Origin of the sequence: Halomonas sp. SH5A2 (assembly GCF_014263395.1) — a bacterium.
Lineage (GTDB): Bacteria > Pseudomonadota > Gammaproteobacteria > Pseudomonadales > Halomonadaceae > Vreelandella.
Genome location: NZ_CP058321.1, coordinates 1,226,016 through 1,245,738 on the forward strand (window position 1 = coordinate 1,226,016; position 19,723 = coordinate 1,245,738).

The 19,723-nt window shown below is 55.0% G+C and carries 19 protein-coding genes and 7 tRNA genes; 22 read left to right on the top strand and 4 right to left on the bottom strand.

From position 1 onward, the window contains the following. Positions 1 to 2: 2 nt before the first annotated feature. Positions 3 to 512 carry a TRAP transporter small permease subunit gene (locus HXW73_RS05690; RefSeq protein WP_186255294.1) on the bottom strand — a complete coding sequence of 170 codons (510 nt, stop codon included), beginning with the start codon at positions 510 to 512 and terminating at the stop codon, positions 3 to 5. A 1-nt stretch (position 513) separates the two neighbouring features. Continuing rightward, positions 514 to 1,617 carry a TRAP transporter substrate-binding protein gene (locus tag HXW73_RS05695; RefSeq protein ID WP_186255295.1) on the bottom strand — a complete coding sequence of 368 codons (1,104 nt, stop codon included), beginning with the start codon at positions 1,615 to 1,617 and terminating at the stop codon, positions 514 to 516. Positions 1,618 to 1,929: 312 nt separating this feature from the next. On the opposite strand from HXW73_RS05695, the gene HXW73_RS05700 reads away from it, so the two are divergent. The 17 genes from HXW73_RS05700 to HXW73_RS05780 all read left to right on the top strand — a co-directional run bounded on the left by HXW73_RS05700 (position 1,930) and on the right by HXW73_RS05780 (position 13,125). Continuing rightward, positions 1,930 to 2,005, top strand: a tRNA-Glu gene (locus HXW73_RS05700). A 24-nt stretch (positions 2,006 to 2,029) separates the two neighbouring features. Continuing rightward, positions 2,030 to 2,104, top strand: a tRNA-Gly gene (locus HXW73_RS05705). Between the two features lie 4 nt (positions 2,105 to 2,108). Continuing rightward, positions 2,109 to 2,184: transfer RNA gene (locus HXW73_RS05710), tRNA-Glu, on the top strand. 38 nt (positions 2,185 to 2,222) lie between these two features. Then, a tRNA-Gly gene (locus HXW73_RS05715) sits at positions 2,223 to 2,297 on the top strand. A gap of 98 nt (positions 2,298 to 2,395) precedes the next feature. After that, positions 2,396 to 2,471 (top strand) — tRNA-Glu (locus tag HXW73_RS05720). 22 nt (positions 2,472 to 2,493) lie between these two features. Beyond that, positions 2,494 to 2,568: transfer RNA gene (locus HXW73_RS05725), tRNA-Gly, on the top strand. 146 nt (positions 2,569 to 2,714) lie between these two features. Continuing rightward, positions 2,715 to 3,689, top strand: coding sequence for an ABC transporter ATP-binding protein (locus HXW73_RS05730; RefSeq protein ID WP_186255296.1), 975 nt, complete (start codon positions 2,715 to 2,717; stop codon positions 3,687 to 3,689). After that, the gene (locus HXW73_RS05735) at positions 3,686 to 4,459 is read left to right on the top strand and encodes an ABC transporter permease (RefSeq protein WP_186255297.1); all 774 of its coding nucleotides are present in this window, start codon (positions 3,686 to 3,688) and stop codon (positions 4,457 to 4,459) included. The genes HXW73_RS05730 and HXW73_RS05735 overlap by 4 nt, the downstream gene beginning before the upstream one ends. Positions 4,460 to 4,462: 3 nt before the next feature. After that, positions 4,463 to 5,296: an NADPH-dependent 7-cyano-7-deazaguanine reductase QueF gene (queF, locus tag HXW73_RS05740; RefSeq protein WP_186255298.1), complete on the top strand. Its 834-nt coding sequence runs from the start codon at positions 4,463 to 4,465 to the stop codon at positions 5,294 to 5,296. Positions 5,297 to 5,344: 48 nt separating this feature from the next. Beyond that, positions 5,345 to 5,905: a nitroreductase family protein gene (locus HXW73_RS05745; RefSeq protein WP_186255299.1), complete on the top strand. Its 561-nt coding sequence runs from the start codon at positions 5,345 to 5,347 to the stop codon at positions 5,903 to 5,905. Positions 5,906 to 5,907: 2 nt separating this feature from the next. Then, entirely contained in the window at positions 5,908 to 6,414 is a 507-nt protein-coding gene (locus tag HXW73_RS05750) for a YiiD C-terminal domain-containing protein (protein WP_186255300.1), read from the top strand. 94 nt (positions 6,415 to 6,508) lie between these two features. Beyond that, a tRNA-Ser gene (locus HXW73_RS05755) sits at positions 6,509 to 6,596 on the top strand. A gap of 382 nt (positions 6,597 to 6,978) precedes the next feature. Beyond that, positions 6,979 to 8,211, top strand: a complete 1,233-nt coding sequence (locus HXW73_RS05760) for a porin (RefSeq protein WP_186255301.1) — start codon at positions 6,979 to 6,981, stop codon at positions 8,209 to 8,211. An 8-nt stretch (positions 8,212 to 8,219) separates the two neighbouring features. After that, on the top strand, positions 8,220 to 8,639 hold the full coding sequence (locus HXW73_RS05765) for a phosphate ABC transporter substrate-binding protein (protein ID WP_186255302.1): 420 nt from the start codon (positions 8,220 to 8,222) through the stop codon (positions 8,637 to 8,639). Next, on the top strand, positions 8,632 to 10,974 hold the full coding sequence (locus tag HXW73_RS05770) for a bifunctional diguanylate cyclase/phosphodiesterase (RefSeq protein WP_222105029.1): 2,343 nt from the start codon (positions 8,632 to 8,634) through the stop codon (positions 10,972 to 10,974). Before HXW73_RS05765 ends, HXW73_RS05770 begins: the two co-directional genes overlap by 8 nt. A 107-nt stretch (positions 10,975 to 11,081) precedes the next feature. Further along, positions 11,082 to 12,008: a YihY/virulence factor BrkB family protein gene (locus tag HXW73_RS05775; RefSeq protein ID WP_186255303.1), complete on the top strand. Its 927-nt coding sequence runs from the start codon at positions 11,082 to 11,084 to the stop codon at positions 12,006 to 12,008. Positions 12,009 to 12,159: 151 nt separating this feature from the next. Beyond that, the gene (locus HXW73_RS05780) at positions 12,160 to 13,125 is read left to right on the top strand and encodes a zinc-binding metallopeptidase family protein (RefSeq protein ID WP_186255304.1); all 966 of its coding nucleotides are present in this window, start codon (positions 12,160 to 12,162) and stop codon (positions 13,123 to 13,125) included. Positions 13,126 to 13,146: 21 nt separating this feature from the next. On the opposite strand, the gene HXW73_RS05785 is transcribed toward HXW73_RS05780, so the two are convergent. Beyond that, positions 13,147 to 13,926 carry a CLCA_X family protein gene (locus HXW73_RS05785; protein WP_186255305.1) on the bottom strand — a complete coding sequence of 260 codons (780 nt, stop codon included), beginning with the start codon at positions 13,924 to 13,926 and terminating at the stop codon, positions 13,147 to 13,149. Between the two features lie 123 nt (positions 13,927 to 14,049). Here HXW73_RS05785 and HXW73_RS05790 point away from each other — a divergent pair, with 123 nt between their 5' ends. After that, complete coding sequence (locus tag HXW73_RS05790) at positions 14,050 to 15,108, top strand: oxidoreductase (protein ID WP_186255306.1); 1,059 nt, start codon at positions 14,050 to 14,052, stop codon at positions 15,106 to 15,108. 40 nt (positions 15,109 to 15,148) lie between these two features. Here the strand turns inward: HXW73_RS05790 and nudE are convergent, their stop codons facing one another. After that, complete coding sequence (nudE, locus tag HXW73_RS05795) at positions 15,149 to 15,763, bottom strand: ADP compounds hydrolase NudE (protein ID WP_186255307.1); 615 nt, start codon at positions 15,761 to 15,763, stop codon at positions 15,149 to 15,151. A gap of 72 nt (positions 15,764 to 15,835) precedes the next feature. Between nudE and yrfG the strand changes: the two genes are divergently transcribed. From yrfG to HXW73_RS05815, 4 genes are all read left to right on the top strand, one after another. Next, a complete protein-coding gene (gene yrfG, locus HXW73_RS05800) occupies positions 15,836 to 16,489 on the top strand; it encodes a GMP/IMP nucleotidase (protein WP_186255308.1) in 654 nt (217 codons plus the stop codon). 18 nt (positions 16,490 to 16,507) lie between these two features. Beyond that, positions 16,508 to 16,897 (top strand): ribosome-associated heat shock protein Hsp15, encoded by a 390-nt coding sequence (gene hslR / locus HXW73_RS05805; protein WP_186255309.1) that lies wholly within the window; start codon positions 16,508 to 16,510, stop codon positions 16,895 to 16,897. 48 nt (positions 16,898 to 16,945) lie between these two features. After that, the gene (gene hslO, locus HXW73_RS05810) at positions 16,946 to 17,821 is read left to right on the top strand and encodes an Hsp33 family molecular chaperone HslO (protein WP_186255310.1); all 876 of its coding nucleotides are present in this window, start codon (positions 16,946 to 16,948) and stop codon (positions 17,819 to 17,821) included. A 289-nt stretch (positions 17,822 to 18,110) separates the two neighbouring features. Beyond that, complete coding sequence (locus HXW73_RS05815; RefSeq protein ID WP_186255311.1) at positions 18,111 to 19,667, top strand: phosphoenolpyruvate carboxykinase; 1,557 nt, start codon at positions 18,111 to 18,113, stop codon at positions 19,665 to 19,667. Positions 19,668 to 19,723: the final 56 nt, after the last annotated feature.

A 19,723-nucleotide genomic window follows, 5' to 3' on the forward strand; every position in this document is an offset into this window, starting at 1 on the left:
GGTTAGTCACCTTGTGCGGGGAGTGCGAACGCATTGCGCAGCGCATGAGCCAGTCCTTGCAGCGCAAGCAGGGTGAAGCCAAAGGGAATAAACGCTTTCAAAACCCAGCGGTAGGGAAGGCCACCAGGATTGGGTGACCCCTCGCCGCGGCCAAACGATTGTGCGACCCAGGGAAGCGTCAGCCAGGCGATGTAAAAGCCCATGATCAACAACGTGAGTCCACCCAATACTTCGAGTGTGCGTTTTACGGCCACCGGGAAGTGCTCGTAAAACACGTCCACCCGAACCTGTTCGTCGTTAAGCAGCAAATACGCCATGCCGAACAGGGCGATAGGTGATATCAAGTGCCACTGTAGCTCTTGCAGCCACAGGGCACCGAAGTCGAACAAGTAACGCAGGATGACATCACTGGAGACCAACGCTACCAGCAACACACAGGTCCAGGCGGCGATCCGGCCAAATAGCCGGACCAGCGCTTCGATGGAGTTAACTACCTTTTTTACCGCTCGCATATCAGACTCCGATGATATCGCTTAGCCAAGCACGCTCGCTGGCGCCTGCCCAACGGTCATGCTGAGCTTTAAAGGCCATGTAGCTGTCGTGGATTTTGCGCACTGCCGGGTCGGCGTTGGCCTCGGTTTGGAGCGTATCCAGCGTGGCTTCGCGCAGTGCACTGACGATCGATTCAGGCAGTTGGTTGGCAATAACACCGTGATTATCGACCAGATCGGTCATGGCTTCGCCGTTGACGGCTTCCGACCAGGTCAGGCTTTCCAGACAGGCGGCCATGCACGCTGAGCGTACGATCATTTGCAGGTCGGCCGGCAGGCTGTCCCAGTGCGACTTGGAGATCAGTAGTTCGCCGGTGGTGGAGGGTTCGTGCCAGCCGGTGGTGTAATAGTATTTCGCAGCGTCTTGTAGCCCCATGCGGCGGTCCTGGAAAGGACCGACAAACTCGGCGGCGTCGATCACGCCGCGTTCCAGCGCCGGGAAAATCTCACCGCCCGGTAACACGCGGGCATCAACACCGAGCGACGAGTAGACCTTCCCGGCCAGGCCGGGAACGCGCATGCGCAGGCCGTCAAGCTGGCTGATGTCTTCAATCGGTTCGCGGAACCAGCCGGTCATTTGTACGCCGGTATTATTCAGCGGGAAGGCGACCATGCCATACGGTTCGTAAAGCTCGTGCCAAAGCTCGAGGCCACCGCCGTGGTAAAGCCAGGCCATATGGCCCATAAAGCTCATGCCGAATGGCACGGTGGTGAAATACTGGGCGGCGAACGTTGTGCCCGACCAGAAATAGCTGTTGGCCGCGTTCATTTGGATGGTGCCGCTCTGTACCGCTTCAAATCCTTCGAGCGCGGGGATCAGCTCCCCCGCCGCAAAGTGCTGAATATTGAGGCGGCCACCCGACATGGTGTTGATCTTCTCGATGACGTCGGTGGGGCTGCCAGGTCCCTCGACATAAAAGGGAGAGTTGGGTCCGTAGGCATTGGTCATGCGCCAGTTGATGGTTTCGGTCGATTGTGCTCGCGCAATGTTGGGTGCTCCCAATACCAATCCGGCAGTGGAAGATACGGCGGCAGTGGTAAGGAACTTGCGGCGTGTAAAGGTCATGGGTCACCTCTTGGCGGTCGAGAAATCAAATTTGTCCCACCAAGGTGTTAGCAATCGCCATGCCATAAAATCGATTTTATTTTAAATAAAAGATTTTTACAGCGTTTATCGGCAGTCGCTTACCGATACAGTGGTGGTCGATGCACTTAACTGGCGCGGCGCGTCACGCTTTGTGCACTACTTTGAGGCGGCAATATGCCAGCGTTGATGGAAGTGGCATTGTCGGGTCGAGAAGGGTGGTTGGGGCGGGAGTGCTTGACAGTTCAATAAGGGCTGAGTAACATACGCGCCACCTCGACGAGGCATTGCGACGTCCCATTCGTCTAGTGGTCCAGGACACCGCCCTTTCACGGCGGTAACAGGGGTTCGAACCCCCTATGGGACGCCAACTCAATCGTTAAGGTATCGGAGTGCGGGAATAGCTCAGCGGTAGAGCATCGCCTTGCCAAGGCGAGGGTCGGGAGTTCGAATCTCCTTTCCCGCTCCAGAACGTCCCATTCGTCTAGTGGTCCAGGACACCGCCCTTTCACGGCGGTAACAGGGGTTCGAACCCCCTATGGGACGCCAATCCGATAGCGAGAATGCGTTAAGCGTTGTGTTATAGAGCGGGAATAGCTCAGTGGTAGAGCATCGCCTTGCCAAGGCGAGGGTCGGGAGTTCGAATCTCCTTTCCCGCTCCAATAATGTTAGTGGATGTGGTTAGGTAAGAGTCGGGAGCTGGAACGCCAGCCCGGTCGATCTCCTTTCCCGCTCCAATAATTTTTACGCCTATATCTGTGTCCCATTCGTCTAGTGGTCCAGGACACCGCCCTTTCACGGCGGTAACAGGGGTTCGAACCCCCTATGGGACGCCATCTCGTACTTGTCTTATGCGTTGCGGGAATAGCTCAGTGGTAGAGCATCGCCTTGCCAAGGCGAGGGTCGGGAGTTCGAATCTCCTTTCCCGCTCCAAGCGCACCCATCTCTACGTTTCTCCTCTCCCGTTGTTTGTTTATATCGCCTTCTGGGATAGAACTGTTTGAAAAAATAGTTTGCGCCCTAATATCTAACTTTTATCTGTGTGATGACGTTCTTATTTTTGCTGAAAGGACATGTTTATGGCCGAACCGGCATTGTCGATACGTGGCCTTACCAAAGAGTACGGTAATGGCTTTCAAGCGTTAAAAGGTATTGATCTCGACGTCCAGCAGGGCGATTTTTTTGCGCTCTTGGGCCCCAATGGCGCAGGCAAGTCGACTACCTTGGGCGTGGTCTGTTCGCTGGTGCAGAAAACCCAGGGAAAGGTGTCGGTCTTTGGTATCGATATCGATAAAGACTTCTCTAAAGCGAAATATCAGATCGGCGTGGTACCCCAAGAGTTTAATTTTAACCAGTTCGAAAAAGTGCTCGATATCGTGCTGGCGCAAGCGGGCTATTACGGCATGACGCGTCGTGAGGCGCTGCCCCGCGCCGAGCAGCTGCTGAACGATCTGGGGCTGTGGGATAAGCGCAATGGCAGCGCAAGAATGCTTTCCGGCGGCATGAAACGCCGCTTGATGATTGCACGTGCCTTGATGCACCGGCCTAAATTGCTGATCCTCGACGAGCCGACCGCGGGCGTGGATATCGAGCTCCGCCGCAGCATGTGGGAATACATGCGGCGCATTAACCGCGACGAAGGCACCACGATCATTCTGACGACGCATTATCTGGAAGAGGCCGAGAGCCTGTGCCGCAATATCGCGATCATTAACCACGGCGAAATTGTCCGCAACACCAGCGTGCGCGAGTTGCTCACCGAGCTGAGCCGGGAGACCTTTCTGCTGGATCTTGCAGCCCCTGTCAGCGATACCCCCGTGGTGGAGGGGTTTGATATCCAGCGGCTGGAAGCCTCGCAGCTATCGCTGGTGATTCATCGTGGCCAGCGGCTCAACGATGTGTTCAGTGCGTTAACTGAGCAGGGCTTGCAGGTGGTCTCCATGCGTAACCGCGCCAACCGGCTGGAGGAGATGTTCGTGTCGATGGTGGAAGGTAGTCAGAATGCGATCGATCAACGGGCAGAGCAGCCTCAAACACAGGAGGCGCGGGTATGAATGCCAGCCAAACGCTCATCGCCTTATGGACGCTGGTGCTCAAGGAGATCAAGCGCTTCACGCGGATATGGCCACAAACCTTGTTGCCGCCCTCTATCACCATGGCTATGTACTTTATTATCTTTGGTAATCTGATCGGCTCGCGCATTGGGGCGATGGACGGATTCACGTACATGGACTTTATTGTCCCCGGCCTGATCATGATGTCGGTGATTACCAACAGCTATTCCAACGTGGCCTCCAGCTTCTTCTCGAACAAGTTCCAGCGTTCGATCGAGGAGATGATGGTCTCGCCGATGCCAAACTGGGTCATTTTATCCGGTTTCATTTTTGGCGGTATGGCTCGTGGTCTTGGCGTCGGGCTGATCGTGACCATCGTTTCGCTGTTTTTCACTCGCCTGACCGTTGAGCATCCGTTACTGACCGTACTGGTAGTGGTACTGACGTCGGCGCTGTTTTCCATCGGTGGCTTTATCAACGCGCTGCTGGCCAATAAATTCGACGACATTTCCATTGTGCCGACCTTTATCCTCACGCCGCTGACCTACCTGGGTGGGGTGTTTTACTCGATTTCCATGCTGCCTGATTTCTGGCAGGGCGTGTCGATGCTCAACCCGATTCTGTACATGGTGAATGTCTTCCGCTATGGCTTCCTGGGGGTGTCGGATATCCCGGTTGGCTGGGCCTTGGCTGCCGTGCTGGGCTTCATTGTCGTGCTGTTTGTCGTAGCGCTTCGCATGTTGGAGCGCGGTAAAGGAATCCGGAGTTAATTCATGTCGCATCGACCCGAAACGCTGATGGAGGCTCCCCTGGGGCGTGAATCCGCCTATCCAGAAGCCTATGACCCAGGCCTTTTGTATCCGATTCCCCGCGCGGCCAACCGAGCCCCGTTGGGCATTTTTGAAGGCAAGCTGCCGTTTGTTGGCGAGGACGAATGGCATGCGTTTGAGGTTTCCTGGCTGAACGGGCGCGGCAAGCCGGTGGTGGCTGTCGCCCGCTTTCGCCTGCCTGCGGACTCACCCAATCTAATTGAGTCAAAATCCTGGAAGCTGTACCTCAACAGCTTCAACCAGACCCGCTTTGCCAATCGCGACGCTGTCATCGCGACGCTCACCCAGGATTTAGCGGCTGCCGCGAATGCACCGGTTAGCGTCGAGCTGTTTGATGTGGATGCTGACGCCCTGGCGCCTCAGCAACTGCCGGGAGAGTGCCTGGACGCGCTGGATATCGAGGTAAGCGATTATACACCCAGCGCCGACCATCTAACGGCAGGGGATCAGGTGGTGGAAGAAACGCTGTACTCGCACCTTTTAAAATCCAACTGCCCAGTGACCGGGCAGCCCGATTGGGGCAGCGTGATGATTCGCTATAAAGGCCCGAAGATCGAGCGCGAGGGGTTATTGCGCTATTTGATTGGCTATCGCCAGCATCAGGACTTTCATGAGCATTGCGTCGAGCATATTTTTACCGACCTGATGCAGCGCGCCAAACCCACTGAACTATTGGTGCTGGCGCGCTATGTGCGTCGCGGCGGGTTGGATATCAGCCCCTGGCGTGCGACACCGGGACTTGTACCACCCAGCCCGCTGCGCCTGGCAAGACAATAAATAATTGCGCTAAAGTAGCGCTCACCTCATTGAATCGATGGAGTCATCATGGACGCACTTACGCTGCTGCACGAACGTAGCTCCATGGGCAAGCTGAACGAGCCTGCGCCCAATGCCGAGCAGCTTGGCGCTATCTACCAGGCGGCGCTGCGTGCCCCCGACCACAAAGAGCTGCGCCCCTGGCGGTTTATCGAATTCAGCGGCGAAGGGCGCGAACGTCTGGGTGAGCTGTTCGCCGAGGCCGAGTTTCAGGAAGACCCGCATGCCGGGGATGGTGTGCTTGATTCGGCGCGCAAAAAACCGCTGCGCGCGCCGATGATCATTGCCGTGATCGCCAAGGTAACGCCGGACATCCCCAAGGTGCCCAAGATGGAGCAGGTGATCTCTGCCGGCTGCGCGGCCCACGGTATTCTGCTGGCAGCTCACGCGCTCGGGTTGGGTGCCATGTGGCGTAGCGGCAAGTATGCCTTTGACCCCGTTGTGCGCAAGGGATTGAGCCTGGAAGATGACGACGAGGTGGTTGCGTTTATTTATCTGGGCACGCCCGCAGGTCGCCACAAACCGCTGCCTGAGCATCAAGCCGTTGACTTTGTCGAACGCTGGAGTTAGCCATGGCCACCAGCCGAGAAGCCGGTGTAGCGTACCCACGTCTACCGTTAACCAAAGGACCGGATGATCTTGTTGTCTTTCAGCAATGGCTGAGTGAGGCGATTCCCATGGTTGGCGCGCTGGGAATCATGCAGATGGATCGCCAAGGAGACACGCTTACCTGGCAACTGGCGCTAAAGCCCAGCCTGAATGACAAAGGTACCGGTTTTGGCGGTGCGCTCACCGCGCAAACGACACTACAGGGCTGGTGCTGGGTGACGCTATGGCTGCGCGAGCAGGGCAGGGCGCAGGATGTGGTCGTCGCCGAAGCCAGCCAGCGCTTTCATGCGCCGGTGACGGGCGATTACCGTATGGTATGTAGACCCCACGACACCCAAGGCCCGTTAACACTCGCCGACAGGCTTCAGGAACGCGGTAGAGGGCGCATTACGCTGGACCAAAAGCTCTATTGCGGTAATACGCTGTGTCTTGAAGCGACCGGCAGCTACGTGGTCCTTCCTGAGGCTTGAACCGAAAATGGCTTGCTATTTGGCAGCTTAGCCCATAGAATACGCGCCGTTCTGTTGGGAAAAGCACCACTGTTCTCAAAAGAGCAAACAACGCGGAGGAGTGTCCGAGTGGTCGAAGGAGCACGCCTGGAAAGTGTGTAAGTCGAAAGGCTTCGAGGGTTCGAATCCCTCCTCCTCCGCCAAAAATTTTAAAAAAGCCCGCTGACATAGTTTCAGCGGGCTTTTTTTGTCTGTAAGAAGCATATATGGCTGATAGCGAGGAATTTCTGTTCCACCAGTGCATTGGCTGGCGCAAGGTTAGCACTGACGGAGATGTTATGACGCAGGGACGCAGCATCTAGCTTTTGATGAAAACCCGTGTCAGGCACTTTGATCACTCATTTGATGCCTTCTCGATTATGCGGCTTAAATTCCCTTAAAGTAATCCTAAGTATTGCCGATACCTATCTAAATTGCATAAAGCGTTATAAGGGATAGCGGTGTTGCTAAGGAGATGGCAGACCACGTTGCTCGTGGAACCCAGACCCTTTGTGATACGGCTACCCTTAATGGCGAGGATGAATTTTGGAAAAGCGGAAAAGCGTGCTGACAGTTGCATTGATCTTTTATGCGACTCAGGTATTCGCACAGGCAGGCGATACCCCCAGTGTCTCATTTGATGGTTTTGGCACGCTCGGCATGGTCCATTCTGATGAAAATAAGGCAACACTCGCGCCCAATATTTTTGTGCCCAAAGGCGCGGGGTATAAGAACGAGTGGAGTGCGGAGGTCGATAGTCGTCTTGGATTGCAACTTACCGCTAATCTCACGCTGCGATGGTCCAGCGTCCTGCAGGTAATAGTAGAGCAGGACTATAATGGCCACTTTACGCCAGATATTGAGTGGGCTAACGTCAAGTTCGATATGACTCCCGAGCTGAGTTTAAGAGCCGGTCGTGTGGTGCTGCCGAGCTTCATGAATTCAGAGTATCGCAAGGTGGGATACGCGATTCCCTGGGTCCGCCCCCCCCAAGAAGTTTATCGCACCGTACCCGTCTCCAACCTTGACGGTATCGATGCTGCCTATCGGTTCCGCTTCGATGATTTCACCAATACTGTTCAGGCTACTTACGGCCAAGCCGACAAGGCATTTACCTTTGCCGACGGAACCGGCGGCTGGTCCAAGGGCGAGGCCCGATCCAGGAAAGGGCTGACAATCAACAATACGCTGGAACACGGTGGGGCCAGTTTTTTTGCAGCTTATAGCCAATTTCGTCTGTCCATCGACGAGTTTAATCCCCTCTTCGATATTTATCGGATGTTCGGGCCCCAGGGTAACGCCATCGCCAACCGCTACAATCTCGACGATAAACGTTTCGAGGTGCTCACTCTTGGTGCAAGCTATGATGCGGGCGACTGGTTCTTGATGGGGGAGTGGACCCAGATGGAAAGTAGAAGCTTGATTACCGACACCCGCAGCTGGTATGTCACCAGCGGCTACCGCTTCGGTACCATCACGCCGTATTTGACCTACTCTCAACAGCGTACTCATAACAGTCCCTCCAATCCCGGTCTGGGACAACCTGGCACCGAGGAACTTGATGCGTTCCTACAGTCCAGTTTGGAATCCCAGCCTAGGCAGGAGAGCGTGTCACTAGGAGTTCGTTGGGATTTTACTCGGAACATGGCACTTAAAGCACAATACGACCATATGAATCTGGATTCAGGGTCTCCTGGTTTCCTGGTCAATACCCAGCCGGATTTTGAGCCCGGCGGTACGGTCAACCTCTTCAGCCTCGCTCTCGACTTTGTGTTTTAAGGGTGGCCATGCGACGGATATTCAGTATTTGGGGCTTGCTCTTCTGTCTGGGGGTTAACACCGCCTTGGCTGAAGTGGTGGTCGTCGTCTCGACACAAAACCCAACCGAGACCTTGTCACGCGATGAGCTCAGAGATATTTACTTGGGCAGGTTGAAGCGCTTTTCCGATGGTACGGTTGTGGAGCCTGTGGACCAGCGGGAGAGTTCACCTGCATATAGCAAGTTTTATCGTTATTACATGGAAATGACGCCGAGTCAGATCAAGGCACATAGGTCGAAGCTGATCTTCACCGGGCGTGGGCAGCCTCCGGCACTGGTTGCTGACGACAGCGACATGGCAAACACTATAGCGGCGTCACCGCGGGCCATAGGCTATCTCGATTCGAGCACCGTTGATGAGAGACTGAGGGTGGTGTCGATTGAATAACAACAATGAAATGAAGCGTTATGGGCATTCTTCAGACACAAGTGTGGTTCAGTGTTGGCTAAATCGTTTGATCCAACCCCAAGTTTTGTTCACCAGTATTGCAGTCATAGCACTCGTGGTGATCTGGACCACAACCCTTCATCTTGTTGGCAGGGAGCAAGCGTCAGCCGAACGTACAGCAGCGGCGCTTGCTGCAGATACCGCTGATACCTATGAGGCGCAAATAGTACGGGCACTGCGTGAGATTGATACTACTCTCAAACTGGTTCTCTACAGTATCGATGGCAAGTCTGTACCGTCGGTGCTGGACGAACTACGTGCACGGAACATGCTACCGCCTGCGTCTTTATTCACGGTGAGCGTTGCCGATTCCTCGGGCAATGTGCTCGCAAGCACAGACGATCTAGCCCATCCGCATATAGCGACCCATGATGACGATCGCTTTACCCAAAAAAACGAGGAAATGGTGGTGGGGGAGCCTTGGTTCAATCAGGGTTCTGGGAATTGGGAGTTATTTTTCAGTCGGCGTGCACAAGTGGACGACATGGACTCGGACGTTATCGTGACGGTATCGATACATGCTGGCTATTTTGTCAGCAGCTATGAGCCAGATGTACTGGGCGAACAGGGGGTGCTGGCCTTAGTGGGTACCGATGGTATTTTCCGGATCAAACGTACTGGCGATAACATCAGTGCGAATAATAAAGTCGACTACGCAACCATGTTCGCCGACAGCGGAGACGTTGAAACGTCGGCTACGTTAACTGTTAATTCGTGGGATGAGATTCCGCGTTATACCGTGGTCAGGGAACTGTTTGAGTTTCCTCTCGCCATCGTCGTTGGGATTTCAGAAGCTGAGGGTTTGGCTGCCGCCCGGGAGCTCAAGCAGACGTATCTGCAGCGTGCCATGCTGGCAAGCCTTCTTCTTCTTATTGTTATAGCATTACTTGGCCGACTGAGCTGGAAGCTTCAGCGAGAACAAGTTCGTAATTTGGAACAACGTATCGCCCATGCTCAGCGTGTGGAATACCTTGCCTTTCATGACAGCCTCACCGGTTTGCCAAATCGCGCCTTCTTCACCCAGTTGCTAACCCAAGGTATGCATCATTCGCGGCGCTACAACAAAAAATTGGCGCTACTCTTTCTTGATCTTGATCGTTTCAAAATTATCAATGATTCACTAGGTCATGACGCTGGCGATGAGTTGCTTCAGGAAATGGCTCGGCGCCTCAGTACAACTGTGCGTGAAAGCGACGTGGTGGCACGCCTGGGAGGAGACGAATTTGTGGTCTTGCTTACTGAAATTGAGGAAGTAAGACAAGCGGAAATTGTCGCCGAAAAAATCCTTGCGACAGTCAGCGCGCCATTCACTTTAGCGGGACAGGAACTCCACATCACAGTGAGTGTTGGCGTCGCCCTGTTTCCTAGAGACGGCGAGGACGAGCAATCACTGCTGAAAAGTGCTGACATTGCGATGTATTACGCCAAAGAGAAAGGAAAAAATAATGTCCAGTTCTCTTCCGAAGCATTGAAAACAGATTCTGTAGAACGCTTTGTGCTGGAATCAAGACTGCGCAGTGCTCTGCAAAATCAAGAGTTTAAAGTTTATTACCAATCTAAGCAGGACATGAACGGCCACGTAACGGGAATGGAAGCATTATTACGCTGGCAACACCCTGATTTAGGATTGATGGCGCCTATGGAATTCATACCCATGGCAGAAGAAAACGGGCTCATCATTCCTATTGGCCGCTGGGTGCTCAAGACAGCTTGTTGGCAGAATGTTGCCTGGCAAAATTTAGGGCTTCCAGAATTGAGCATGGCAGTGAATCTTTCTGCGCGTCAATTCCTCGATAAAGGTCTTATTGACGATATCAATACCGCATTGCGGGAAACCGGCATGGCGCCTGAACTACTTGAATTGGAAATCACAGAAAGCATGGTGATGTATGACGTCAAGCATACAGTGCAAATTCTGAAAGAACTCAAAAAGATGGGAGTCAAGGTCGCAATTGATGATTTTGGTACCGGTTATTCCTCCCTGTCCAGGTTGAAGGATTTTCCGCTCGACTCGATTAAGGTCGATGGTTCATTCATATATGCCATGACCGATTGTGCTGAGAATCAAAAACTGACGGAGGCAATTATCGAAATAGGCAAGACATTGAGCCTGACGGTGATTGCTGAAGGTGTTGAAACGGTAGAGCAGCTTAATTGCCTTCGCTCCCTGTCATGCGATCAGTTTCAAGGGTTTTATGCCAATAAACCATTACCAGCGGGTGAATTCGAAGTAATGATGCGCGAGCTTATTATTAATTCAAAAACCAGCTGTTGAGTTGTTTAAAGACGACAAGACACTAACCGCTAATTGTCCGCCATCCTTGCAAGTAGGTAGCGCTATAGGCGTATCATGGCCTTGGCGTACAAGGAGAATGGCAACCAATGGCTCGAAATCGCACATTACTCAGTGCTGTCGTTCTTCTGCTACCCAGGTTGATGCACTTTGCCTGGCGAGTATTGTGCAACTTTCTGAAGAACCGCGGCATTCTGCTTGCTGGAGGAGTGGGGTACAACGTCCTGCTGTCCATCGTGCCGTTGTTCGCCCTGTTGGTGGTGCTGTTAGCGCAAGTGGTAGACGAGCAGCATCTTCTCAATGTGTTGGCTTTACAGGCGCGCCATTTAACGCCCGCCAATGCCGAGGTTTTGCTGGAAGCTGTACGCGGCATACTGGACTCCCGCGATGTGATTGGCATTTTCGGCTTTCCGATCATGTTGCTCTTCAGCTCGTTCGCGTTTCGGATGCTCGAGGATGCGCTGGCGATTATTTTTCATGCGCCAGAGACGCCACATATCAAGCGCAGTGCCTGGGTGTCCGTGATGCTGCCTTATGCCTTCATGCTGGTGCTTGGGGCCGGATTGATGGCGTTAACGCTGGTCGTGACCCTGGCGAGTTCGCTCAATACGATGGTGCTGGCAATCTTCGAACGAGAACTGCCGCTGGCTCGATTTTCCGAGCCGGTGCTTAATCTGATCAGTTTTTTCGGTGTTTTCCTGTTATTCAGTGCCATCTACAAGGTGCTGCCGGTTGTGCGTATCGCTTTGAGGCGAGCAGTGGTTGGTGGTTTTGTTGCAGCGCTTTTATGGGAAGGTGTGCGGCTGTTGCTGGTCTACTATTTTACTCATATCTCTTTGGTCAATGCCGTCTATGGCTCCTTGGCGACACTGGTGATTGTGCTGCTAAGTCTTGAAATTGGCGCGATTATTTTATTGCTGGGTGCCCAGGTGATTGCTGAGCTGGAGCGTAATACCCGCCGTGGTCTGCCATGGCATATCGATCCTGACCGGCAGCCCGTCACCCGGGTTGACTGAGATATCTGATAAAGCCACCAATAGATGGCTTGCCAGATGATCAGTTTTCTACATAGAGGCGGATAAACCGCTATTTATGCCCAGCCACTTGTGGGGGAGCGGCTTGGGCGCGCAAGATGGACGTTAATGTTCATTTCGGAGTCGTCATCCTATGCGTGTTTTCGCCAATCCCGTCGGAACGGGGAATCTCTGGTTCGACAATCTCAGCACTGCAGACGGCACTCCTGTCGGCTATGATCCCCAGGCGCGGGCGTTTGTACCGATGCCTCCCTTTTGTGCCAATCGGGAAAGAATCGGTTGCAACTGGATAGCGCCAGAGGAGGGTGCATTCTGCCGGTCCTGCGCCATGACGGCGCTGGCCCCTGATCCTTCCATCCCCGATGCCATCTCCAACTGGGCGCAGACAGAAGCGGCCAAACGTTGGGTGTTGGATAACCTGGGGCGCTGGCACTGGTTCCGGCCGGAAGATCCAGGGGCACCACCTGTGTTCCATCTGCTGGCTGAAGGCCCTACCCCTGTTCCCATGGGGCATGCGCAAGGCGTGGTGACCATCAGCGTCGCTGAGATGGACCCTGTGTTGGTTACGACGCGCCGGGAAGCGCTGGAAGAACCTTACCGGACCATGATTGGCCATATGCGCCATGAAATTGCCCATATGCTGTGGTGGCGGTTGAGCCTGCGCGAGGATTTTCTGGATGAGTTTCGGACCATGTTCGGTGACGAGCGGATCGATTATCCGGCCGCGTTGCGTTACCACTATGAAAATGGCCCACCGCCGGAGTGGAAGCAGCATTACCTGACCAGTTACGCGTCAGCGCATCCCCATGAAGACTGGGCCGAAACGGCGGCACACTTGCTGCACCTGACCGATATTGCCGACAGTTTTGTCGCCACAGGCCTGTCGTCGCCGCAAATACCCAGCGCCAGCTGGGACCCGTACTCGGAGCCTGACGCAGGCCAGTTGATTCACATTGCCGCCTCACTGACTGTGGGTGTCAATCATATCAATCGCTCCATGGGGTTATCGGACCTTTATCCGTTTGTACTCTCGGAGCACGCGCGTCATAAGCTGGCCTTTGTGCATAACTGGCTACGGCGGGGCGCGCAGGGGCTTTAAGCGCCTGAATGGTGCAGAGGCTTAGTGTTCTCGTCGCAGCGCTGTGCCTAATGTCGAGAAATACTCGCCAAATAGCCGGTTGATACGTTCGCGCTGCTCGCCTTGGGGGTAAAGCCCCTTTTCGGCTTCCGGCGAGGCCTTGCTGCCCTTGACCAGAAAATGGTTGGTGATCGTGGCGTCCTGTACAAAGGCTTCGAAGGCGCGGGCGCAGAGCTCTTCGGGTCGGCTGTAGTAAAGCTGGCCAAGTTGTTTATCCATCCGGGCCGAGTGCCTGAACAGTTCGCTTGGCTGGTCTCCTTCGGGCTCTAGTAAAATGGCCTGAAAGCAGTGTATCAACCGTTCGTTGAGCGGGTGGGAAATCGGCTTGACATCAGCAAGCCAGGCGGTCGAGGCAAATAAGCCGCTGGGGGCACCGCGAAAGCACTTGGTGACAATGTAATGATCGAACGCATGAAACCACTCGTGAGCGATACTCCCGGGGCCCGCGTTTTTGGCCAGTGCAAAGCTGCGCTGGCTGGGGTCGTAGTGAGCGGATACGCCCGGCCTTCCGCCGCTACCGTACTGCAAGGCGAGCGATCCGCGTAGCGAGATCAATGCTTCAGGTCCTTGCAAAATCAACATTAAATCGCATAGCGCATCGTGGAAGAGCTCCGCTGCGCGGTCGCGCTCGGTAGTTGTCACCCAACGACCAATCTCGATAGAGCGAAAATCAAACTGGCGACGAATCAGCGCAAAGCTACTGGCGCCCGCTTGGCGGTGGGGCGGTCCGTTACGATAAAATTCCCGCGCACTGATACTCAAGGCATGGCTCGCTCAGGTGGGTCAAGAGAACTCGTAGCCTTATGATATCGTTTAAGCATCTGGTTTGCGCGGGGTGCTCATGCCACAATCGATAAACGCTTGGATTGACCAGTAAGGAATGCAATGAAGTCGAGTATTAATGTGGGCCTCGTCGGCTACGGTTTTGCCAGCAAAACGTTTCATGCCCCGCTGATTCAGGCGACCGAAGGTCTGGATCTGGTCGCTGTTTCCTCGAGCGATGCGGCAAAGGTGCATGCCGATTTGCCCGATGTCGAGGTTGAAAGCAAAGCGGTGGCGTTATGCGAGCGCAAGGATATCGACCTGATCGTGATTCCCACGCCCAATGACACCCACTTTCCGCTTGCCAAGGCGGCGCTGTCGGCAGGCAAGCACGTGGTGGTCGATAAACCTTTTACCGTTACGCTCTCTGAGGCCAAGCAGCTAAAAGCATTAGCGACGGACAAGGAGCGGATGGTGTCGGTGTTTCATAACCGTCGCTGGGATAGTGATTTCTTGACCGTCAAGTCGCTGCTTGAGGCGGGTACGCTGGGACGCGTGACCGGGTTTGAGTCGCATTTTGACCGTTTCCGGCCTGAAGTGCGTGATCGCTGGCGGGAGAAAGCCACCCCAGGTGGCGGTATCTGGTATGACCTGGGACCGCATCTTCTGGATCAAGCCTGCGAACTGTTTGGCATGCCCAACGCCATTTTGCTGGAACTGGACGCGCTGCGTGATGGGGCCAAGGCCGATGATGACTTCCTGGCCCTGCTTGAGTATGAAGGGTTTCGCGTCACGCTTGCGGCAGGCACCCTGGTAGCTGAACCCACGCCACGCTTTCGCATTCACGGCACCCAGGGAAGTTTCGTTAAATACGGCCTGGACCCTCAGGAAGATCGCTTGAAAGCTGGTGAGTTGCCCACCCCCAAGTGGGGCGAAGATACCCAGCACGGCACGTTGACGCTGCGGGAAGGCGAGGGGGAAAGTGCCTCATTGGTAAGCCACGAACACCCTACCCAGAATGGCGACTACCTAGCGTATTACCAGGGTATCGCCAGCGCGCTTCTCGATGAAGCGCCATTGCCGGTTGATATCGACGATGCTCTGCGCAGCATGTCACTTCTGGAAGCCGGCCTTGATAGCCATCGCCAACGGCGCTGGATTTCGCTGAAAAATCATCTTTAAGCACAGCGCTATACAGGGACGACCGGCGGGTCGTCCTGTGTCACAGCAGATCCGTCGCATTATTGCGTTTATCTTCACGCAGTTTATCGCGGGCAATGTAAAGCGCGGCTATTGCACGTGCTTCATGAAAATCATCTCGCATTAACAAGGCGGGAAGTTCTTCCAGCGCGTGGGTTTCCACGATCAATGGCTCGGGCTCGTCGCCCGGCAGACGCTTGGGATAAAGGTCAGTTGCCAGCAGCACTTGCATGCGGTGGCGCATGTAATTGGGCGCCAGGGAAAGCTCGGCAAGTGGCTCAAGGTGATGCGCGCCGAAACCGCATTCTTCCATTAACTCCCGATTCGCCGCGGTGACGATATCTTCGCCCGGATCCACCAACCCTTTGGGCAGCGTCAGCACGTAATCCTCGAAGCCTGCTGCGTATTCGCGAATCAACAACACGTGTTCCGGGTCGGGCATGGCGACGATCATCACCGCGCCTCTATCGGCGCCGGTCAAGCGTTCAAACTGACGTTCCTCGCCGTTTGAAAAGCGCAGGTCCAGCGCTTCAACCTGAAACAAGCGACTTTGCGCCACGGTGTTGCGCGCCATGATCTGCGGTCTTTTCAGGTAGCCTGGCGAGGTGTGATCAGTGGTTGAATCGTATTGGGACATCGGGCCTCCGTGGCTGGTAAACGGCAGTTAGGCTACAATAGCACGCTTATAACTTTCGCGATGGGAGTGGCAATGATCGAGTGGAGTGAAATTGATACCGTGCTACTGGACATGGACGGTACGCTGCTGGACCTGCACTTTGACAGCCACTTCTGGCTAGAGCATTTACCACGCCGCTACATGGAACTTCATCAGTTGGATGAAGCCTCCCAGGACATTATACGTGCCCGTATTATCGGCGAGCAGGGTACGCTTAACTGGTACAGCTTAGCCTATTGGAGCCGCGAACTAGGCGTCGATATCGTGGCACTCAAGCGCGAAGTACAGCACCTGATCGGCCTGCGCGGTGACGCTCTGGATTTTTTGACCTGGCTAAAGCAGGCCCATCCACGCGTCGTGCTGGCAACGAACGCCGACCGCGCGAGTCTGGCGCTGAAACTTCCGTTGACAGGGTTGGAAAACTACCTGGACGCCATCATTTCCTCGGAAGATGTGGGCGCGGCGAAAGAGGAACAGGCGTTTTGGTCCGCGCTACAGCATCTGGAGCCTTTTGATCCCGCGCGCACCTTATTCATTGACGACAATCCTCACGTCCTCGCCAGCGCCCGCACCTTTGGCATCCAGTACTTGCTGGGGATTAAACAGCCGGATAGCCAGCGGCCAGAAAAGGCGCTTGAGGAATTTGTCGCCCTGGACCGATTTGCCCAACTGCTGCCGCATGTTTGAGCAGCAAGGAGAGCGTTAATGAGTGATGGTATTCGCTTGGATAAATGGCTATGGGCTGCGCGTTTTTTCAAAACCCGTGCCCTGGCGAAAAAAGCCATCGAAGGTGGCAAGGTGCACTACGACGGTGGCCGGGCCAAAACCAGCAAGAACGTAGAGCTTGGCGCGTTAATCAAGGTGCCCCAGGGTTGGGATGTGTTTGAGGTGGAAGTGATCGCGCTTTCAGACCAGCGGAAGGGCGCTCCCGAAGCCCGCAAACTGTACGCCGAAACCCAGGAAAGCGTTAAGCGCCGCGCCCGCGAGGCCGAAGCACGGCGGTTAAACAACGAAGTTATGCAGCATCCGATCAAGCGTCCTGACAAAAAACAGCGTCGCGATATCCAGCGTTTTCAACGCGAGCAAGGGGGGTGAGCTCCCTCGCTCGCCGGTTCCTTTTTATTTCCCCCCAACGGTTTTCTTATGTCTGATCAAATCCAACGTTTCCTGTTTGACCAAACCAACGTGCGCGGCGAGATCGTGACGCTATCCAACGCTTACCATGAAGTGCTGGACCGTCATGCCTACCCACCTGCGGTCAACCAACTGCTGGGCGAATTATTGGCCGCTGTTGCGCTGCTGACGGATACCGTGAAGCTGGATGGCACCCTCAGCATAGAAGTACGCGGCCAAGGTGAGCTGTCGCTGTTAATGGCGGAATCCAACCCCGGGGGCGAGTTGCGGGCTATTGCCCGGATTGCTGATGGCGGCGCTTTACCCAGTGAGCATGCCAGTTTTCGTGACATGGTCGGTGACGGGCAAATCGTGATTACCCTCGACCCCCGCGACGGCAATCGCTATCAGGGGGTGGTCGCACTTGACCACGATACCTTGAGCGGTTGTCTGGAGGCCTATTTCACCCAGTCGGAGCAGCTACCCACGCGGCTATGGCTGGCCGCGGACGGTGAACGGGCAGGGGGCTTGCTCCTTCAACGCCTGCCCGACGCCTCTCAGAACCAGGACGTAGACGCCTGGGAGCGCAGCGTTCATCTGGCCGATACCATCAAGTCCGAAGAGCTGCTGGGCCTTGAGCAGCGTGAAGTGCTGTTTCGGCTTTATCACGAGGAGACCGTTCGCGTCTTTGAGCCGAAAGCGTTGCGTTTTGGCTGTACCTGCTCCCGCGAGCGTATGAGTAGTGGATTGCTGACGCTGGGTAGCGCTGAGCTGCGGGATATTTTGCGTGAACAGGGCGAAATCAATACCCAGTGCCACTTCTGCCACACGAAATATCACTACACGGCAGCGGATATTGAAAGTTTATTGGACAACCCTGACGCACCTTCACCCACTATCCATTGATTTTGTAGTCATGCCGGTCAAGGCCCATGTTTAAAACGCCGCTGACGGGCGCGAGCCATACCAGTCACTTGGGCGAATTGGCCAAACAAGTGTTTGAAAAAATACTGCGCCGCAACACAAAATATGGTGTCAATGTTGTAGTTTAACTACAACATATTTGCTTCCAGCCCCCGTTTTCCGGGGGCTTTCTTTTTGCCATAATGCGCCGGACTTAAGCGCCCAGCCTTGTGCCGGGATGAACTTTAAGGCGTCGGTGGCGCCCGGTAATCGAGAAAATCCAGGAATCGACATGACCACGACTCAAGCCGCTCATCAAGCCCACGTTAACCTCTGTAGCGCCGAATTGATCGAGCGCGCCGTGGCGCGTGGCGAAGGCCGCCTGTCGGCAAACGGTGCTCTGGTAGTGAACACGGGTATTCGTACCGGCCGTTCGCCGAAAGACCGCTTTATTGTTGATGAACCCTCTACTCGCGACAGCATTGATTGGGGTAGCGTCAACCGGCCTTTTGATGCAGGTAAGTTTTCGGCACTCTGGTCGCGGGTTGAAGATTACCTGGGCTCGCGCGAGCATTTTGTTTCCGAGTTGCACGTAGGCAGCGACGACGTTCATTACCTGCCCGTGCGGGTCCACACGGAAACCGCCTGGCAAAACCTGTTCGGGCGTACCATGTTTGTGCGACCTCAGGTGTTTAACCCTGCCGTAAAAGATGAGTGGACGATTCTCAACGCCGCCGACTTTGTCTGTGACCCCAGCCGCGACGGCACCTCTTCTGAAGGGTGTGTAATCATTAACTTCGCCGAGAAAAAGGTGCTTATCGCGGGTATGCGCTACGCCGGTGAAATGAAGAAAGCCATGTTCTCGGTGCAAAACTACCTGTTGCCCGACGCCGATGTATTGCCCATGCACTGCTCAGCCAACGTCGGTGAAGACGGCGAAACCTGCCTGTTCTTTGGCCTCTCCGGTACCGGTAAAACTACGCTTTCTGCCGATCCGGCCCGTTACCTGATTGGTGACGACGAGCACGGCTGGGGCGATGGCACTGTGTTCAACATGGAAGGCGGCTGCTACGCCAAGTGTATCGATCTTTCGGAGAAGAACGAGCCGGTGATCTGGAATGCCATCAAGTTTGGCACCGTGCTGGAAAACGTGGTGCTGGACGACCGTCGCGAGCCGGATTACGTCGACGATAGTCTGACCCAGAATTCGCGTGCCGCTTACCCGCTGGAGCACGTTGAAAAGCGTGTGCCGGAAAACCTTGCGGGCGAACCGAATGCCATCGTGTTCTTGACCTGCGACATGTCCGGCGTGCTGCCGCCGGTATCGGTACTTTCCAAGGAAGCAGCGGCGTATCATTTCCTGTCGGGCTACACCGCCAAGGTGGGCTCGACGGAAATGGGCTCTTCTGAAGGCTTGGCGGCGACATTCTCTACCTGTTTCGGCGCCCCGTTTTTCCCGCGTCCGGCGCGCGAATACGCGGACCTGCTGATCAAGCGTGTGGATAAGCAGGATGCCCAGGTCTACCTGGTCAATACCGGCTGGACCGGTGGTGCCTACGGGGAGGGCGGTGCACGCTTCTCAATTCCCACCACCCGCGCGATCATCAGCGCGATCCAGTCCGGTGTGCTGCGCGATGTGCAAACCAAGCATATTGATGGGCTGAATTTGGATGTGCCCGTGGCGGTGCCAGGCGTGGATTCAAGCCTGCTTGATCCACGCGATACCTGGGAAGACCGCACGGCTTACGACCGCCACTTGCAAGACCTGGTGACAAAGTTTGTTGATAACTTCAAGAAATTTGAAGGTGTTAACCAAGCAATTGTTCACGCCGGGCCGCAGTTGACTTGATTTTTGTGCTTGTCCTGTAAGGTTTAGAACGCCAGCACCACTAAGGTGTCTGAAGG

What these genes read in the sequence shown, in the direction of transcription:
- HXW73_RS05730 (WP_186255296.1), top strand. Translation starts at nt 2,715, where the DNA reads ATGGCCGAACCGGCATTGTCGATACGTGGCCTTACCAAAGAGTACGGT.
- HXW73_RS05690 (WP_186255294.1), bottom strand. Translation starts at nt 512, where the DNA reads ATGCGAGCGGTAAAAAAGGTAGTTAACTCCATCGAAGCGCTGGTCCGG.
- HXW73_RS05735 (WP_186255297.1), top strand. Translation starts at nt 3,686, where the DNA reads ATGAATGCCAGCCAAACGCTCATCGCCTTATGGACGCTGGTGCTCAAG.
- HXW73_RS05775 (WP_186255303.1), top strand. Translation starts at nt 11,082, where the DNA reads ATGGCTCGAAATCGCACATTACTCAGTGCTGTCGTTCTTCTGCTACCC.
- yrfG (WP_186255308.1), top strand. Translation starts at nt 15,836, where the DNA reads ATGATCGAGTGGAGTGAAATTGATACCGTGCTACTGGACATGGACGGT.
- HXW73_RS05695 (WP_186255295.1), bottom strand. Translation starts at nt 1,617, where the DNA reads ATGACCTTTACACGCCGCAAGTTCCTTACCACTGCCGCCGTATCTTCC.
- queF (WP_186255298.1), top strand. Translation starts at nt 4,463, where the DNA reads ATGTCGCATCGACCCGAAACGCTGATGGAGGCTCCCCTGGGGCGTGAA.
- hslR (WP_186255309.1), top strand. Translation starts at nt 16,508, where the DNA reads ATGAGTGATGGTATTCGCTTGGATAAATGGCTATGGGCTGCGCGTTTT.
- HXW73_RS05815 (WP_186255311.1), top strand. Translation starts at nt 18,111, where the DNA reads ATGACCACGACTCAAGCCGCTCATCAAGCCCACGTTAACCTCTGTAGC.
- hslO (WP_186255310.1), top strand. Translation starts at nt 16,946, where the DNA reads ATGTCTGATCAAATCCAACGTTTCCTGTTTGACCAAACCAACGTGCGC.
- HXW73_RS05780 (WP_186255304.1), top strand. Translation starts at nt 12,160, where the DNA reads ATGCGTGTTTTCGCCAATCCCGTCGGAACGGGGAATCTCTGGTTCGAC.
- HXW73_RS05765 (WP_186255302.1), top strand. Translation starts at nt 8,220, where the DNA reads ATGCGACGGATATTCAGTATTTGGGGCTTGCTCTTCTGTCTGGGGGTT.
- HXW73_RS05790 (WP_186255306.1), top strand. Translation starts at nt 14,050, where the DNA reads ATGAAGTCGAGTATTAATGTGGGCCTCGTCGGCTACGGTTTTGCCAGC.
- HXW73_RS05745 (WP_186255299.1), top strand. Translation starts at nt 5,345, where the DNA reads ATGGACGCACTTACGCTGCTGCACGAACGTAGCTCCATGGGCAAGCTG.
- HXW73_RS05750 (WP_186255300.1), top strand. Translation starts at nt 5,908, where the DNA reads ATGGCCACCAGCCGAGAAGCCGGTGTAGCGTACCCACGTCTACCGTTA.
- nudE (WP_186255307.1), bottom strand. Translation starts at nt 15,763, where the DNA reads ATGTCCCAATACGATTCAACCACTGATCACACCTCGCCAGGCTACCTG.